The organism is Bacteroidales bacterium (genome assembly GCA_031275285.1).
Classification (GTDB): Bacteria; Bacteroidota; Bacteroidia; order Bacteroidales; family UBA4181; genus JAIRLS01.
In genome coordinates this window covers 1-18,976 of the sequence record JAISOY010000108.1, presented here as the reverse complement: position 1 = coordinate 18,976, position 18,976 = coordinate 1, and the positions used below count along the sequence as shown (strand labels likewise).

At 38.0% G+C, this 18,976-nt stretch carries 14 protein-coding genes; 13 read left to right on the top strand and 1 reads right to left on the bottom strand.

The window, feature by feature from the left end:
* Positions 1-270: 270 nt before the first annotated feature.
* The 11 genes from LBQ60_11545 (at position 271) to LBQ60_11495 (ending at position 13,191) form a co-directional block, all read left to right on the top strand.
* Positions 271-852 carry a LysE family transporter gene (locus tag LBQ60_11545; protein MDR2038546.1) on the top strand — a complete coding sequence of 194 codons (582 nt, stop codon included), beginning with the start codon at positions 271-273 and terminating at the stop codon, positions 850-852.
* 158 nt (positions 853-1,010) lie between these two features.
* Positions 1,011-2,513 (top strand): NAD(P)/FAD-dependent oxidoreductase, encoded by a 1,503-nt coding sequence (locus tag LBQ60_11540; GenBank protein MDR2038545.1) that lies wholly within the window; start codon positions 1,011-1,013, stop codon positions 2,511-2,513.
* A gap of 476 nt (positions 2,514-2,989) precedes the next feature.
* A complete protein-coding gene (locus tag LBQ60_11535; protein MDR2038544.1) occupies positions 2,990-4,435 on the top strand; it encodes a 1-acyl-sn-glycerol-3-phosphate acyltransferase in 1,446 nt (481 codons plus the stop codon).
* Between the two features lie 118 nt (positions 4,436-4,553).
* Positions 4,554-5,774, top strand: a complete 1,221-nt coding sequence (locus LBQ60_11530; protein ID MDR2038543.1) for a beta-ketoacyl-[acyl-carrier-protein] synthase family protein — start codon at positions 4,554-4,556, stop codon at positions 5,772-5,774.
* Positions 5,775-5,802: 28 nt separating this feature from the next.
* On the top strand, positions 5,803-6,042 hold the full coding sequence (locus LBQ60_11525; protein MDR2038542.1) for a phosphopantetheine-binding protein: 240 nt from the start codon (positions 5,803-5,805) through the stop codon (positions 6,040-6,042).
* A 132-nt stretch (positions 6,043-6,174) separates the two neighbouring features.
* On the top strand, positions 6,175-6,618 hold the full coding sequence (locus LBQ60_11520) for an acyl-CoA thioesterase (GenBank protein MDR2038541.1): 444 nt from the start codon (positions 6,175-6,177) through the stop codon (positions 6,616-6,618).
* 39 nt (positions 6,619-6,657) lie between these two features.
* Positions 6,658-9,669 (top strand): MMPL family transporter, encoded by a 3,012-nt coding sequence (locus tag LBQ60_11515; protein MDR2038540.1) that lies wholly within the window; start codon positions 6,658-6,660, stop codon positions 9,667-9,669.
* Complete coding sequence (locus LBQ60_11510) at positions 9,666-11,144, top strand: NAD(P)/FAD-dependent oxidoreductase (GenBank protein ID MDR2038539.1); 1,479 nt, start codon at positions 9,666-9,668, stop codon at positions 11,142-11,144. The genes LBQ60_11515 and LBQ60_11510 overlap by 4 nt, the downstream gene beginning before the upstream one ends.
* 99 nt (positions 11,145-11,243) lie before the next feature.
* Positions 11,244-11,891, top strand: coding sequence for an outer membrane lipoprotein carrier protein LolA (locus LBQ60_11505; protein ID MDR2038538.1), 648 nt, complete (start codon positions 11,244-11,246; stop codon positions 11,889-11,891).
* A gap of 89 nt (positions 11,892-11,980) precedes the next feature.
* Positions 11,981-12,709, top strand: a complete 729-nt coding sequence (gene fabG / locus LBQ60_11500; GenBank protein MDR2038537.1) for a 3-oxoacyl-ACP reductase FabG — start codon at positions 11,981-11,983, stop codon at positions 12,707-12,709.
* 38 nt (positions 12,710-12,747) lie between these two features.
* Complete coding sequence (locus tag LBQ60_11495; GenBank protein MDR2038536.1) at positions 12,748-13,191, top strand: pseudouridylate synthase; 444 nt, start codon at positions 12,748-12,750, stop codon at positions 13,189-13,191.
* A gap of 4 nt (positions 13,192-13,195) precedes the next feature.
* On the opposite strand, the gene LBQ60_11490 is transcribed toward LBQ60_11495, so the two are convergent.
* Complete coding sequence (locus tag LBQ60_11490; protein ID MDR2038535.1) at positions 13,196-13,570, bottom strand: hypothetical protein; 375 nt, start codon at positions 13,568-13,570, stop codon at positions 13,196-13,198.
* Positions 13,571-13,757: 187 nt separating this feature from the next.
* Here LBQ60_11490 and LBQ60_11485 point away from each other — a divergent pair, with 187 nt between their 5' ends.
* A complete protein-coding gene (locus LBQ60_11485; protein ID MDR2038534.1) occupies positions 13,758-14,525 on the top strand; it encodes a PorT family protein in 768 nt (255 codons plus the stop codon).
* A gap of 306 nt (positions 14,526-14,831) precedes the next feature.
* A partial coding sequence (locus tag LBQ60_11480) for a hypothetical protein (protein ID MDR2038533.1) occupies positions 14,832-18,976 on the top strand: 4,145 nt, incomplete at its 3' end.

Genomic DNA, 18,976 nt, shown 5'->3' with positions numbered 1-18,976 from the left:
TCCTAACCCTATTTATTCTTTATTGGATATATTTCCCGTAAGATACGGGAACAAGTTTTTGAATTTAGCACTCATTGCTATTTATTGTTTTCTTAAGTCACATTGATCAAATTGATTACGTATAGTAAATATGAGATTAATTGTTTTTTATTACTTGTATTTTTATAACCTCAAATTGAGGTATACTGTTATCTTTGCAGCTGGATATTACTGATATCACCGGATATGGAATTTTTGTTGAATTTAGGGATAGGGATAATAACTGGATTAATGGTAGCAATACCACCAGGAGCTATTGCAGTACTCTGCATCCAACGAACATTATCCAAAAGCCGGAAATCCGGATTTATTTCCGGACTCGGAGCCGCTTCTGCCAATACTTTATCTGCGACTATTGCTGCATTCTTCCTGGGAATTGTGTTGCCATTCATTGAAAAAAATATCGAACTGTTAAAAATCATACTTGGAATCTGTGTTATCGTATTAGGAGTGATTACTTTTTTTAAGAATCCTGTAATGCAAATCCGGCAGAACAAGGAAAAAAAAGAAACATTAAGAAGCGACTTTGTTTCGGTATTTCTCATTGCAATAGTTAATCCTGCTTTTATCCTGACATACATGGCTTTTTTTGCTCTTTTCGGAGTTGATTCGGATATCAGTTATTTTTCAGGATCATTCATTCTCGCCGGGGTTTTTATCGGAGCATCTATGTGGTGGTTCACACTAACTACCTGTATCGCTATGTTACGGAATAAATTCCGCCCGCGTTACCTGCTATACCTGAACAGGACAGCCGGAATACTGATCGTCTTACTCGGACTTGTAGCGGTATTAAGTTTTTTAATAGGATAATTTACCAGGCATTAATTCACACAATAATGAGCCATTTTATTACGTTAAGAAAATGAAATTTCTTAAACTGGTATTTTTGTTAACTTTGTCCCTTGTAGTAAAGAATGTTTTAATAATCATTTAATCATTACCAGAAACTACCATATAGAACTTAAACAATGAACAAAAAAATCATTATTATTGGAGGAGGTATATCAGGGCTAACTGCAGGTATTTATGCACTTAGGGCTGGTTTTAAAGCGGAAATTTTTGAATTTCACAATGTCGCCGGAGGGATATGTACAGGATGGGACAGGAAAGGGTACCATATCGACGGTTGTATTCACTGGCTTACCGGATCCAAAAAAGGTACCGACATGTACCGTGTATGGAAAACATGTGGTGCTATTAATGATGAGACAACCATATACCAGTCCAAATATATTGTTGCTACCATTCACGAAGGGAAGACATATTATCTGTATTCGCAACTGGATAAGATGGAACAGGAGTTATTGTCCATTTCTCCGGTCGATGAATCAGAGATCAAAAAATTTATCGAGTCTGTCAGGCGGTGCCAGACCCCCCCTGTTCCAGGTGGAAAACCATTTGAGTACATGTCGTTTTTTGAGAAAATGAACTTGCTGTTCAAACATTTCAAGTTTGGAAAAGTAATGGTAAAAAGTAGTAAGGTATCCATCAAGGATTATTTATCCGGATTCCAATCAGATGTTATCCGCAGGATGCTTTCTTCAATTGTGCCGACTGAATTACCGGCTAATACCCTTTTCTTCACATTGGGAATACGGACTTCCGGTGACGGAGGATGGCCCATGGGAGGATCATATCAATTTGCACAACGGATGAGAGGGAAATTCGAAGAATTGGGAGGAATCATGCATACCGGAACTCCTGTAAAAAATATCATCATTCGTGACGGGAAAGCCGTAGGAATAACACTGACCGACGACAGTACAGAAATACCCGCAGACTATATTGTTCCGACAGTAGATGCATATACCGTACTCCACCAGCTACTTCAAGGGAAATATGAAGATACCTACTTTAAAGAACGATTCGATTCTCCCGAAAATTATAGGTTTCTCTCAGCAACATTGGTCTCATTAGGAATAAACGCTGACCTGAAAAAATATCCGGAATTCCTTTGCCTCAAGTTGACACACCCATTGACGATCAACCAAACGGTTTACCATGAACTGAGCATGAAAAATTACAGTTATGATCCGGAATTCAATATAGATGGTAAATCATTAATTACGTTGACCATTGAGGATAAAGAATATAAATATTGGAAACAGTTAAAAGAAGATTCTCCCGCTTTATACAGGCAGGAGAAAGAAAAAGTTGCGAAAGCAATCATTGATGAATTGACCGCTGTATATCCCGAACTGGCAGGTAAAACAGAGATGACTGATGTTGCGACACCGCTGACATTCAATCGTTATTGCAAGACATACCAGGGTGCTTATATGTCTTTCTTTCCATTAACCAATATAAAAAGAAAAAGACACAGAGGTCTTGTCGACGGAATAGAAAATATGTACCTTGCCGGACAGTGGGTATATCCCAATGGTGGTCTACCATTAGCTGCCATGGCAGGAAAATTCGCTATACAACGAATATGTAAGAAAAATGGAATATCCATTGATTTAGATGTGTAATCACCTGCGAATAAATAATTATTTGGCGTTTAACAAAATCTATAATATCTTCGCAATTCACTAGGAAACAAAAGAATATATTTTGTGTAATACAGACTAAAACAATTCAGAAAACAGGAAAACGACTTTTCAAACATTTTTACAGTAATAATGGACACTTATTGTAATCTAAAATAGATTATATTTGTCGCTTGGAATAATTTTTTATTAGTAAAACTAATGGTTTTGGGATTCGAGAAATAATCAATTTGAAAAAGACAGCATCCGTACCTGAAAATCCGGATCTTTCAAAAGCAGTGATGTAGACGGTTTTATCGTAATCCTTTTGAACTCATAAAATGAACAATTCGATAATATTTACGTTTATTATTGATCAAGTTCTTTCGATAACCAGTTCATCTAAAATTGTCCGAAATTAGGCATACACACCATTAATCAGGACATCAAATATTACGCTCTCTTTAGTATAAATAATAATGACAAAAAAGAGAAACATCCAAAACGAAAAACCCGGTTTAGGGTATCGGATATTCAAGAAGTATGTGGGTTTCTTTCATGATCATGTATATTACCGGAAAGTATATGCAGTCAATACAGAAAACATACCTGAAAAGTGTCCGTTAATGATTGTATCCAATCATCAAAACAGCTTATGTGATCCATTGGGACTTTTGCTTACCGTTAAAGGGAGAAGAGAAAGAAAACATAAGGTAATCACGCGGGCCGATGTTTTCAACAAACCACTGGCCAATCGCTTGCTTCGTTGGCTGGGATTGCTACCGGCATACCGTATGTCTGTTGATGGAGAGGAGTCACTGGTACATAACACTGATACTTTTGAAGTATCCGAAGAGGAATTATTAAATGATGGAACCATCATTATTTTCCCCGAGTCCGGACATCAGGATAAACGCTGGCTGGGTAAATTCTCATCAGGTTACCTGCATATCCTTTTTGAAGCTGCAAGAAAAAGCGATTTTAAGAAAGAATTATTTGTCCTTCCGTCCTGTAATCATTATTCAAATTATTTCGATATACAGGAAGATATGGTGATTAAATACGGGACACCGATTTCTATAGCACCTTTCTATGAGTTATACAAAACCAAGCCAAGAACCGCACAACGGCAGGTAAATGCACTGGTCAGGCAACAGGTATCCGATTTAATGCTGAATATTACTGATCTGGATAATTATAAGGCCATAGATTACCTGAGAAATACATATGGGGTTAAATACGCAAAATCAAAGGGTTTAAATCCCACCAAACTTCCGGAAAAATTATTGGCTGACAAACAGTTGTTTGCTGATTTGGAACATTTGAAAGAAAAAGACGATCATCTGGTACAGCAGATATACCGGGACACTCTCACACTGGGAGAAAAAATAAAACAATTAAGGCTTAACGACTGGAATTTCGATAGGAAATACAATCCGTGGAAAATGCTATCCAAAGGAGTTTTGTTTGCTTTGTTATTCCCTCTTTTTATTTTTTCATTGATCCCTAATATCCTGGTTTTATATGCTCCCGGAATGGTTACATCTAAAGTAAAAGATCCGATGTTGCACAGCGCCATCAAAATCGTGATCAGCTTATTATTTACCATGCCGGTATTATATCTTTCCATTTTTGCCATAACATGGATGTTGACAAATTCATTTCTGATTGCCTCTATATATGTGTTTTGTCTTCCGTTCTTAGGCGTATTTGTATGGCATTACGCCAAAACATGGAAAGCCTGGTTAAGCGAATTTCGATTTCATAAGTTATCCAAAAATAAGAAGCTGGATGATTTGATCTCATTACGAACCAATCTTTATGAATCTTTGGATACTTCGTTGGGGATAAGATCAAAACCTATAGTTCGTAATCTTTATGAGCGGTTTATACAGCCTTGGTTGCGGGCAAGGAAGAGCAGTTAATCACATATGAACAGATTTCTGAAAGTTTTAATGATGAAATATTTTCGAATATTTCATCTGTTTTTTTATTTTTGCACGATGGGAAATCTGTCATACTTAAAAAAAATATGATCATCACATGAAAAGGAGAGTTGTAATTACAGGAATGGGTATCTATTCATGTTTAGGAAAAAATCTCGAAGAAGTAAATAAATCCCTTTACAATGGAGTATCAGGGATTATTCTGGATCCGGAGAGGAAAGAAATGGGGTTCCGGTCAGGATTAACGGCAAAAGTAGATATGCCTGATCTGAAAGGTGCACTTAGCCGGAATCAACGGGTTTATATACCGGAAGAAGGTGCTTATGCCTATGTAGCAACTGTAGAAGCATTAAAAAATGCGAAAATCGACCAGGATTTTCTGGATACACATGAAGTAGGTTTGTTGTATGGAAACGACAGCAGTGCCGACGCCGTAGTAAGAAGTGTCGATATTATGCGTGAAAAGAAAAATACCACGTTGATCGGTTCAGGGGCCATCTTTAAATCCATGAATTCCACTGTGACCATGAACCTGGCTTGTATTTTTAAACTGAAAGGGATCAATCTGACAATTTCCGGAGCATGCGCCAGCGGATCACATTCCATTGGTCTGGGAAGTTTACTGATCCAATGGGGACTGCAAGACTGTATTGTCTGTGGTGGTGCTCAGGAGGTAAACCCCTTTTCCGTCGGTAGTTTTGATGGCATCAGTGCTTTTTCAATAAGGGAAAACGATCCCACCAGGGCTTCCCGTCCTTTTGACAGGGATCGTGATGGATTGGTTCCGGGAGGTGGAGCAGCAACCGTTATCATTGAAAGCTATGAATCGGCCGTTAAACGTGGTGCTCCTATTATCGGGGAAATATGTGGATATGGATTTTCTTCCAACGGAGATCATATCTCGGTTCCAAATGTAGATGGTCCCGCCCGTTCGTTAATGATGGCCATAAAAGAAGCCGGAGTTGATATCAGGGATATAGGATATGTCAATGCCCATGCTACTTCTACTCCTGTTGGAGACAGAAATGAAGCAAAAGCGATCGATCATGTATTCGGGGATTATAAACCGGAAGTAACATCGACCAAATCAATGACTGGACATGAAATGTGGATGGCGGGTGCAAGTGAGGTGATTTATTCGATGTTAATGATGAAAAATAACTATATTGCACCTAATCTTAATTTTGAAAATCCGGATGAAGATTCGGCAAAATTAAATATTCCCGGATCAAGGGTAGACAAAAATTTTGATATGTTCCTATCTAATTCTTTTGGTTTCGGAGGAACCAATTCTACCCTCATTGTAAAAAATATTTAATCTTTAAAAATAAATAAAACAGACAAGAATGGAAAGACAAGAACTCATTGAAAAAGTTAATAATGCACTGGCTGAGGAATTTGAGATAGAAGTATCGGATATCACTCCTGATGCCGATATTAAAGAAACATTAGATCTCGACAGTTTAAGCCTGGTGGATATGATTGCTTTGATAGAAAGCGCATTTGGCGTGGAAATCAAAGGTCAAGACATAACATCTATAAAAACATTTGAGATATTATATAATTTTATTGAGGAAAGACTTTAGTAAAATTGAAATTGTATAAAGCAAAGCTGATTGAACGAAATTGTTCAATCAGCTTTAGCTTTATTAAGAATGAAAAGATAAATCCGATTATTTATATCGGGGAAGAATTGATCAAATGCCTTTTGATTGTCAATGAAAGAAGAAAATATTCAAAAAAAATTATCAGAAACAACAAAAATAAATATTCATTTTTATGATGTTGATTCTATAAATATGGTTTGGCATGGCAACTATGTCAAGTATCTGGAAAACGGAAGAGAAGCTTTCGGCAAAAAGTTCGGCATAGGATATATGGATGTTTACAATAATGGCTATGTTACTCCTATTGTTGACCTGCATATCAGGTATATGAATATGATTTCTTATGAAGAGGTACTGGTTGTTGAAACTACTTATGTACCATGTAACTCGGCAAAGATGATATTTGACTATACCATTTATAAAGAATCTGACATGTCTGTTGTTTTGAAAGCCAGCACCATTCAACTTTTTATGACACGGGACGGGATATTTGAAGTCTCTGCACCCGACTTTTACAGGAAATGGAAAAAACAATGGAATGTCCAGCCTGAATAAAAACCACCATTATCATTTTAATTCATAACATCAAAACCTGTGTCAAGATTTACCATTTTTATATACCTATATTTCAAGAAACATAAAGCCCTATTTTATGGTATCCTGATATCGACCACCCTATTTTTTGCTTACTTCGGTTTAAAGATCAATTTTGAGGAAGATATTTCCAAATTACTACCGTCTGTGGAAAAAGGCGGTACCGAAAAACTGGTCTTTTCTAACCTGAAGGTAAAAGATAAAATCTTTATATTGTTCAATCCGGTGTCTGATACAATAGATACTGATGAGTTGGTTGATATCTGTGATGAATTTGTCCAGGCGCTTTTGGATAAAGACACAATTAATGATGCGATTTACAATGTCCTGTACCAGATTGACGAAAGTCTTTTTCAAAACGGGATAACATTCCTTTACGAAAATGTCCCGGTATTCCTTGAAGCTTCCCAATACCGTCAACTGGATTCCCTCCTGCAAAAAGAACAGGTAGAAAAACAGATGGAAGAGAATTACGCTACATTAATCTCTACAGCAGGGATGGCTTTCAGGGATGTAATTACCCAGGACCCGATAGCCCTGCGTAACATTTTTATGTCCGGATTAGGTGGAATCGGCAGTGGATTAGGTGGTAATTTTACATTCTATAATGGTCACATCTTTACATCGGATACAACTGTCGCTATTGCATTTCTTTCCCCCAACTTTAAATCATTTGATTCTAAAAAAGGTACCCGGCTTTCGGAGATGATAGAGCAGGAAATTGCCTCTTTCCAGCAACAATATCCGGGTGTTGAAATATTATACCATGGTGCACCCGTCCAGAGTGTTTACAATTCCAAACGAATAAAAAAGGATCTATTATTGACCATTTCCGTTTCCCTGGCTTTGATCTTTGTCCTTTTGATTATTTGCTTCAGAAACAGGTCTACACTGGTTTACCTGATCACTCCGGTTATATACGGAGTTCTCTTTGCCTTGGCTGTTATGTACTTTATTAAAGGCAGCATGTCATTAATGGCCATGGGGATCGGGGCCATTGTCATGGGGGTAGCTTTCAGCTATTGCCTGCATGTGATCACACATTACAAATATGTCAGTGATCCTAAAAGAGTATTGAAAGATCAGACCATTCCTGTCATTTTGGGTTCCCTTACTACCATTGGTGCCTTCATGGGACTGGTATTGACTAAATCCGAGTTATTACAGGATTTTGGATTGTTCGCATCCCTGGGGTTGGTAGGAACTACGGTATTCTGTTTGCTGTTTCTACCGCAATTCTTTAATCCCCGGAACAATAAAAAATCTGAAAAAGCATTTGCCATCCTTGAAAAAATCAATTCTTTCCCATTCGAAAAGCAAAAATGGCTGATCGCTTTGATTTTAATTGTCAGTGCCGTTTGCTTTGCAGTATCGGATAAGGTAAAGTTTGATTCTGACTTACAGAACATTGGTTATCATGATAAAAGAGTGGTACGTTCCCAGAAACTGTTGTCCTCAAAAGCAAACGAAGGACAGGCGACCGTTTATTTCGCGGCAGCATCCGGTGACTTTGATTCTGCCCTGATTTATGGTGAAAAGCTTTGTTCCAGATTGGATGAGGCGCTTAAGCAAAATCAGATAAAAGGATATTCAGCTGCTTTCACTTTGTTCGTTCCAATGAATGAGCAGCAAGAACGGATTGACCGATGGAACGAGTTCTGGACCGACGAAAGGAAAGAGGATATCAGGAAAAATATTACTGAGGCCGGGAAAAAATATAAATTCGCACCGACAACATTTACTCCTTTTTTTGATATGCTTGATACGGAATACGAACCTGTATCTTTGTATGAAGCAGATGTAATACCGGAAGAAATCCTGGACAATATCATTGAATATACCGACGATCAGTACCTTGTTTTTGTTCCCGTACAAATGGACAGGAAGTATTTAACAGAAGTCGGTGACAATATCGTCAAAGATGATCCTGATCTTGTAGTGATCGACCCTATGTATTATACAAGTGATATGGTAAAAATGATCCACGATGATTTCAATACCACACTGACCATATCATCCCTGTTCGTATTACTGGTGCTTCTACTGTCCTTCAGGAGTATCGTACTTTCCATCCTGGCCTTCCTGCCGATGGGACTTAGTTGGTATATTGTCCTGGGAAGCATGGCTATTTTTGGTATGGAATTCAATCTGATCAACATTGTCATTTCTGCTTTTGTATTCGGCATCGGAGTAGACTACAGTATTTTCATCATGGACGGATTACTTGCCGGATACCGGACCAGATCACCTCTGCTGATGTATCATAAAACAGCCATTTTCTTTTCTGCTGTCATATTGATAGTTGTCGTATCCTCCCTCCTTTTCGCCGTTCATCCGGCCATATCTTCGATTGGTGTTGCTACACTGATCGGGATGGGAGCAACGATCCTAATTGCGTATTCGTTACAACCGTTTTTATTTTCACTGTTGATTACTGGTCGAACGGAAAAAGGGAAAGCACCAATCGGTATTGCAAATCTGTTTTCACTGAAAAATCCCCAACCGCAACGTATACTAAAAGATAATTACCTATATAAGGGTTATGACCTGGAACACTCCCTGAGTAAGGACTTAAGAAAAACAAATAATTATGCGTTAATCAGCAATCTACTGGAAGGAGAAAAAAACGTACTGGATTACGGGTGCGGTTATGGATTCTGTTCATATTGGGTAGCATTGACGGACAAGCAAATCAATATTACCGGGTTTGATACTGATTGGGAAGCCATTGCACTGGCGGATAATTGTTTTTCAAAAACCGACAGGATGACATTTTCTACGGATTATTCAGTACTGAACTTATCGTATGATATGGTCATCATCAATAAAACCAGGATCATTACCCATGAAAAAACCATGATAGATTTGTTTTCAAAAGCAAAGAAAGTAGTGCTCAGAAAAGATCAGCAGGATAAATACATCCGGGTACTAACAGATCTTGGTTTCGGTAAAAGCCAGGAGGATGCTGTTTTTGTTTGTTACTCACAGGAAAATAATAATAACGGAAAATGAAGTATGACGTTGTTATTATCGGAAGTGGATTAGGTGGATTGGAATGCGGTTATATCCTGTCAAAAAAAGGATATAACGTCTGTATTCTGGAAAAAAACCCACAATTAGGCGGGTGCCTGCAAACATTTAAACGCGGGAATACAGTTTTTGATACGGGATTTCATTATGTCGGCGGGTTGGAAGAAGGGCAGGGACTTCATACACTTTTCCGTTATTTCGACTTGTTGGATCTACCCTGGCATAAAATGGATGAAACCGGATTTGCAGAAGTTGTATTGAACGATCATTCTTATCTCTTTGCATCCGGATTCGAACGTTTTGTTGACTCACTATCAGAAAAATTTCCTCATCAACGGCAACAATTGGGTAATTATGCCGGTTTCCTGCAACAGGTGGGGAATAATATAAAAAACAGCTTTAATCCCACCGGAGAAGATTTTTTCACAACTTCTTTATTCGCTCGTTCGGCTCACTCGTATTTACAGGAGACTATTGACGATCCATTACTTCGGGATGTCCTTTCAGGTGCGTCCCTGACCATGGAATTATGTAAGGACAAATTACCTTTATATGTTTTTGCACAAATCAATAGTTCCTTTATCCAAAGCGCCTGGCGTTTGGGAGGAGGGGGATCATTAATTGCCGATCAGCTTGCTGCCGGGATCCGTCGTATGGGCGGCACTATTTTGACAAAGGCTAAAGTAACAAGTCTGATAGAAGAAAACGGAGAAATCGTACGGATTGAATACAATAACCAGGAACAAGTGGAAAGCAAATATGTGATATCCGATATGCACCCGGCACTCACGCTTTCCCTGATCCCGGAAAGCCAGCATGTCCGGAAAATATACAGAAAACGTATTTCCGGCTTGTCCAATACGCGTGGTATGTTCACGGTACACCTGCAATTAAAGGAAAAATCAGTCCCTTATCTGAACAGGAATATATACCTGTATAAGGATCAGGACCTCTGGGATTGCAACTATCATCCTAAGGCAGGAACGCAATCGGCATTGATCAGTTACCAGGTTCCCGAATCAGGAACAAAATATACCAGGAATATCGATATTCTTACCCCCATGTATTGGGCTGAAGTCGAGAAATGGGCCAATACATCCGTTGAAAGAAGGGGTGAAGACTACAAGGATTTTAAAAATCAAAAAGCAGAAGCATGTATCCGGCTGGCTTCTGAAAGGATTCCGGAATTAAAAGGAAATATTGAAAAGTATTATACCAGCACTCCTTTGACCTACCGGGATTATACCGGAACATGGGAAGGTTCGGCCTATGGCATACAAAAAGATTACAATCGCTTGCCCTTTACCATGCTGACACCTCAGACACAAGTCCCGAATCTATTGTTGACGGGGCAAAATTTAAACCTCCATGGGATCCTGGGTGTATCTATGACCTCTTTTTTCACTTGTGCAAAAATTACAGGTATGGAATATCTTGTGAAAGAATTATATCATTAAACAGAGAATGGAAAATCCGTTTTAGGTATTATTTTTGAACTGTCAAATTAATATAATATTTAAAAGTAATTATTGTCAATTTTATATAATTTGTTTCGTATGAAGAACTTCATTTTGTTGGTATTTATTATTTTCGGATCCGTCTATGGAAGAGCCCAGGAAATCAGTGATGCAGATAGCCGGATCGTTGAAAAGATCAAACAGGCGAACACTCAATATAAAACCATAACCTGTGATTTCAGGCAAATAAAACATATGTCAATTATAGGAGAAAAAATAAAATCCAATGGTTTGTTCTATTATGACAAACCCGATCAGATGGCCATGTATTATGAAGATCCGGCAGGCGACCTGATGTTGATCGATGAAGATAAATTCGTTATGGTGGCCGGAGGTAAGTGGAATGAAACTACGTCCAAATCCAACGCCAAAATGAGGGGAATGAAGACTATCCTCTCCGCTTGCCTGCAGGGAGATGTGAAGCAGATGGGCGCTGAGAAAATTGTATGTGAGGAAACGGACCAGTATTATGTTGTTACGGCTGATATAGATAAAAAAGCCAATAAAAGCAATATTGTCAAGGTGATCATGAGTTTTGACAAGAATGGCTCTATATTATCCACCTTTCAAACGATAGAACCGGACGGCAGTTATAATATTTATGAATTGATCAACCAAAAGTTCAATCAACCCATCAATGAAGATGTTTTTCAACCATCGAAAAAACAAAAGCAAAAACAAAAGTAACTCATAATAACTCACAGTTTAAAAGTTACATGTTCGATGTGGTATAAAAAAACTTTTAAACCTTCACACTTAAAACCAAATTTTTTTAAATGAAATACGCATTAGTAACAGGTGGAAGCAGGGGAATAGGACGTGCCGTATGTTTGCAGCTGGCAGATATGGGGTATCCTGTCATCATTAATTACGCATCCAATCAGGAAGCTGCCCTGGAAACCAAAAAAATGGTGGAAGAAAAGGGCGTAAAAGCCGAATTACTCCCTTTTGATGTAGCTTCACAGGAAGATGTTGATACTGCTATAGGTACCTGGTCTAAAGAACATCCTGACGATTATATTGCCGTATTGGTGAATAATGCCGGAATACGTAAGGATGCTGTGATGATTTTTATGGAGGATGCCCAGTGGAATGATGTCATTAACATCAGCCTGAACGGGTTCTTCTATGTAACCCGCAGGTTATTGAAAAATATGTTGACCAAACGTTTTGGCAGAGTGATCAACATGGTTTCTTTATCGGGATTAAAAGGATTACCCGGACAAACCAATTATTCCGCAGCTAAAGCAGCTGTAATAGGTGCGACTAAAGCCCTGGCACAGGAAGTCGGTGCGAGAAAAGTTACTGTAAATGCCGTAGCTCCCGGATATATCGCTACGGATATGACTCAGGACCTGGATGAAGGCACGCTTAAATCGATGATCCCGGCCGGACGTTTCGGGCAACCCGAAGAAGTAGCTGCGCTGGTCGGATTCCTTGCTTCCGAACAAGCTGCCTATATTACAGGAGAGGTAGTATCCATCAATGGTGGGTTATATACTTAAAAACATCCGGGATTAATTCCCTTCAGGTAAGTATTTTTATGGAACAAATAGAAAAAATAGATATCACCGAACTCTTACCTCAGCAACGTCCGTTCGTGATGGTGGATTCACTGGCTTATTTTGATGAAACATCAATCTCAACAAAGCTATTGGTAAAATCGGATAACATTTTTGTGGAAGGCGAATTCCTGACCGAACCGGGAATTGTTGAAAACATTGCCCAAACCGGAGCCGCGAGAATGGGATATGTCAATAAATATATACAGAAAGATGAAGTAAAGCTGGGATTCATCGGAGAGGTAAAAAATCTGGTCATTGAAAGAAATCCCCGTGTCGGCGAAGAATTACTGACAACAGTTACTATCGTAAAGGAGGTATTATCTACACTTCTTGTCCAGGCACAGGTAAAGGTCGGTGAAACATTAATCGCTTCCGGTGAAATGAAGATCTTTATGACCGATATAGCCGGTCAGGCGTCGTAATACCCTACCCGTTTGTATTTTCCAGGATCAGGGATAACTGGGTAAACGTACGTTCCTGGTTATAAACGGTAGCTGTTGCTTTATAGCTATGGTCATCCTGGGAAATAGTCAGCGTAAGGTTTACCTGGTTATTTTCCACCGGATGGATCACATGTAAAAACCTTACTTTTGATATTTTTTTCAGGAAAAGATCACACTGAAGATGCTCCATGGATAGTTCCTTAACTATCTGTAAAATGCAAACGCCCGGCGTAACCGGATTTCCCGGAAAATGAGCCTGATAGATGAAATGGGACGGATTTAACCGCAGTATATATTCTATTTTGTCTGCATCTTTATGCAAATCAACAACATTGTATAAGTCACCCTTGAGTTTCATTGGTCTTTCTGATATTAATTTTGGGACTTTAAATATAGCTCTTTCTTCATAAAGAAGAATGGTTTTATATTTTTTCAAGCCTATGTAACATTTTTTTAATTAGCTCGTCTACATATTGAACATGCAGCGGATCAACACAATTGTAGGGTTTTCTGCAGATAAGATTTTATCCACTAAAAATAACTTTATGAAGCACTTATTGATCATTTTTTGTTTTGTTTTTGTATCCGGTATTGCATTCTCCCAGTCTGTTGTGAGAATCGGAACCATGGAAATATCCGTCAAACAAAATAAGGAACAGGAAATCATTCCGCAGAATGATCCTCCTTCACAAGGTAAGCCTAAAAAGAACCATTACAGATATTCCACTACCTCCGGTTTCATAGGGATCAGTTTTATGGCATTAGACAGAGGTGACGAATATTTCGACATCTGGGGAGGAAACAGTTATCATTTTACCTTCGGGGGAATGCACCGGTTCAGTTTCAATGAAATATTTTCACTGGGAACTTCCCTTCAGTTTACCAATTATAATTACCGGTTAAGAAATGCAGCAAGTGATGAAGAATTTGCCAATGAAGTCATCGGATTTCTTCCCGACGCCGATAATATTCGTAAACAGGTATACCGGAGCCGTAATCTGGCTGCCAGTATATTTACCCGTTTTTACGTAGTCCCCGCCAAATACCGTTCAAACAGCAGTGGGCTTTACTTTGACTTAGGCATACAGGGGGATTTTGCTTTCAGCAAATTTTATAAGGTGAAACCCAGTGTCAACAATAAGAAGAAATATCGTGACGGGTATGCGTTTAATCCGTTCAATGCCTCTCCGTTTGTTCGCGTTGGGTGGAAAAAAATTGCGATCATAGGGCATTACCGGATTACCGATATCTTTAACAATGATGCTATCTCTAAAGAATTACCAAGATTATCGATCGGAATACAATTTATGTAAAAAAATAACAATCGTAAAAAGCCATACAAAAGCTCAAGAACAAATGTTTTTTGAGCTTTTTTGCGTATAAGCAATCATGTTATTCACAAAAATATCCATAAAGGTCACGATCTGTAATTGTAAATGATCATGGTGTAATTTGATCACTTCTTATTTATTCAATTTAAATAATACCAATCGTTTAATTGGCTGACATTTCCATTGCCACTTTTAGGTAAAAATGAAGCTAATAATTGGAATATGTGAAATAAATATTTACTTTGTCATGCTATTATTCTTATAAGCATTAAATTATTCCCCATTTGCATGAAAAAAATCGCCCTATTCATCCTTTATATTTATTTCCAGGTAAATCTTATGGCGCAAACGCCAATTACAGTTAATGAATTATTTGATCATGCTGTTACCATTAACTACGCAGGTATTCCTACAAGCATTGAAATTGATTTCCACGATGGGAGTATGCCTCCGGTTGCAGGGGATAACAATTTACTGGGTATTTCAGGATATGATTATCATGCCAGGGTATTTAAGGTTAACCTGGCTGAAGGCGAAAAATTGAGGGTTTATTGTGACAACATGGTTCCTGATGTTTATTTTTTCAAAAAAAATAATGGAGTATATGTATCTGCTAATGCACTGAGATTTCAAACTTCATCACAAATTGAAGGTACCGGTGAATATTACATTGTAATAACGGGTGAATATGGTCAGGATTTTGAAAAAACAACACTGACGCTAGATCTTCCGCATCATTTTTATACGGTTGCCGAGTTATATGAACAAGCCACAAACATTGCCGAGCTCCCTTTCAATGAATCAGGAGAAATGGAAGAAAGAAATTCATTTATTGTTGCTGGTGGAACGGATGGGATAGGATATCAAGACGATATGTATCTCGTCCGACCATATAAGTTTTCCATTGATACGGATGAGTCTGTCTTACTTAGTTACTCCATTAAAAACTCATTCCCTAGTTATGTATACATTTTTGCTGAAAATGCCGGACAATTCAAATTGATAGGGCACCATACAAATGGAATTAGCAAAAAGAGGATTTCTCAACCGGGCAATTATCTGGTCTTCACAATGGTGTATTGTTCTCATTATCCGTACGGTTTTAATTATACTTATTCATTTGAGGCTGAAAGTATGAAAACACCTGCCTCATTGGAAGAATGTGCCGAAGGGGCAGAAAAAATAGAAACACTTCCCTACTCGTTAACAGCTCCTGTGGGAAATGGATTACAATCTTCTTTTATGGATATTTATGGCAGTTATTATCATGGAAAAGCTTTTAAAGTACAAATAGGAGCAGGAAAAGCGATCCGGGTTGATTTCAATTCGGAAGAAACGAATGCCAGTTTCAGTATTTACTATAAAAGTGGTAATAATTTGTTACGAACTAACGCGTATGTGAATACCAATTCATTAAGCTATAGTTCGGCAGTAAATAGGGAATACATTATCTTCATGTTGACGGACCAACCATTGGAAACGATCGGGTTTACATTAAATATCACGGAAACAGAAGCTCCGGGAACAATAAATGAACTGTATGAATCAGCCATACCAGTGAACTATAATGATATGCCTTTTTCCCTGAATGGTATACTGGGAACGCCGCCATCACGATTTGTCGTTGATGGCAGTAGTTGGATCAACGCACAGGCATTTAAAGTGACCATGACGGCCAAAGAGAGAATCAGGATCAATCTGACAGGCGCTGATGTAAAAGTTTACCTGAAAGAAAACGGCACATATAATCAGACATACGATTATTCAGGTAATGTTCTTTATGCAAGTAAAAATGACGATTATTATGTAGTTGTATCTTCCGGAGCAAATAATGGGAACGTCGATTTTTCATTAAAAATAGATCATATAACCGAGCTTAATTCCCTTGAAGATGTTTTATCTGAGGCAAAACCGTTAAATACATTGCCAAGTAAGATACAGGGCGTTCTGAATGAACAAAGCAATATTGTAGACAGGGATCATTATGTAAATTATGCCACAGCTTATCGTCTTTGTCTGAAAGCCGGAACAGCTGCAAGAATAAAGGAGGGGTATGATCACAATGCAACAGTTACCGCCTACCAGAAAATCGATGACCAGTATCAACTTATATCCAATTCTTATTATTATCCAATAGTAGTACCCGCAGGAAAAACAGATGATTATTATATCCTCGTTTCTTCAAACGGTCTGCAAAACGACAAATACGACTTAAATATTACAGAAACAGCCATCCCTATCAATTATAAGGGATTAATCGATGCAACCCAAAGTACGACAACACTCCCCTTTGTCGGATCTGGAACTTTAAATAATGAACACGCTTCATTGTTGAAGGGAAACAGCAGTTATTGTTATTTTTCCAATGCATATAAGGTTAGTCTGGAAGCCGGAACAGTATTGGAATATAATCTTACTTCGGATGTTGAAAAATATTTGTACATCTATGATTCGCAAACTTATCATCAGGTACATTTTAATGATGCAGTTCATGGTTCGTACCTGATACCGCAATCCGGAAACTATCATATCATCGTGTCTGCAAAGAGCCCTTTGGATGAAGGCGATTATACACTAAAGCTAAGAGCTTTCACCACTATTCCGATAGAAACCCTGCTCGAAAATGCGTCTTCCATATCCTTGCCGGCTTCGTTCACGGATGTGTTGGGCGGTGAATCCGAGCCTTGTGTAAAAGGTAATGATTTTACAGATATGGGTAATTATTATTTTGCAAAAGCCTATAAATTACATCTTACTCAGGGTGAAGATATCAGTATTAAAGCAGTATCAGACTTTTTATATCCGAATGTATCCTTAGCCAGAAAGAATCTTCGGGGCGAATTTGTACAATTGATTACAGGAACAAGGTCATTGAAATATCAGGCAAAAGAATCCGGTGATTATTATTTGATCATTTCCTCAACATACAACAATGTCCTTACTTCAGGCGACTTCACACTTAGTATCCAGCCTTTTACCTATTCAACTCTGGATGATTTGCTGGACAATGCCGGTGAGTTGCTTTTTAATGAAGACCATACCTGTTTTGTTACAGGCCGCAAAACGGATCCGATTCAGAAAAAAATTCAATACAGTAATAATTACTATTATTACACTTATAATTTCGCACAAGCATATAAGGTAAATCTGGAGGTAGGAACTCATCTGTTGGCACAAATACAATCATCCGGCTATATGCCATTAATTGAGCTGTATAAAGAGAATGGCGACGAATATCAGAAAGTTACAGGAAACGACAATCCGAATTTATTATCTCTTATCGATGAATCCGGCGAATACTATGTAGTAGTATCAGTTAGTGATTATCACGGAAATTTTGAAAACAGTGATTTTTCATTGTCTCTGAAAATAATCGTGCCCATAACTATTGATGACTTATGTGCCAATGCGACTGAACTTAGTTTTCCCGGTTCTGTACTGGTATCATTTGAGAAGGGGAATTCTCCATGTCTTTTTTCTAATGGATATTATAGATCTGCACAGGCATACAAAATCAACCTTACTGCCAAAACAAATATTATAGCTATTATATCTTCATTACAGACTGATGTTACAGGAAATTTCGACATTTACGTCAAGAAGGAAAACACCTATGAGTTGATGAGTTATGGTAGTTCGTGGAAGATAGAAAAATTGGATGCGGGAGAATACTACTTTATTGTACATGGTTCCGCTATTAGGGACGACCGTTATATATTGAAAGTCGACAAATATACAGAGGAAAGCTCTCTGGATGAATTATTTAAAAACGCCCCAATAATAGATGGTCAAAAAGACCTTCCATATGTACACTTTTGTGATTTTACAAAATCATCTGTTCCGGTAGTACAATTGAAAATACAACCAAATATTGTCCGAACGAGTAAAGTGAAAGCATTCAGGCTTAAGAATTTTTCTTCGGAACGATATCAGATAGAATTTGCCAGTAATATGAGACAGAACTGCGAATTGTATTTATATGAGAAGGATGGAAGTGAATATGTTCTGATAGATAAAAAAAATAGTGAAACTAATTCTATAAACAGTGCACTTATACCTTCTTCCGGAAAAGAATATATGGTATTGGTTGATGTGAATCTATATGCTATTTCTAATGACATTTACAGGCTAAAGATTACTGATACGGATGCGCAAATACCTGCATCAAAAATTCTCGATATCAAACTGGAGGGAGGTCATCATATACAGATACCCTCAACGTTCACTGAAGAAGATGTTAAAGAACTTTTGGTAAACAAAAAAGTAATTCCGAAAGTCAATCATAATGAAATTACACCTGCTATCAGGAATTCAGTATCCTGTTGGACGGTTAACCCAACGTTAACGCAAGCAACCGGTTTGTTTGAAGCACCTGAAGGATATCAGTTCAGCGATGGTACCGGAACGATTGTTGTTGATTTCAATAGCCCATT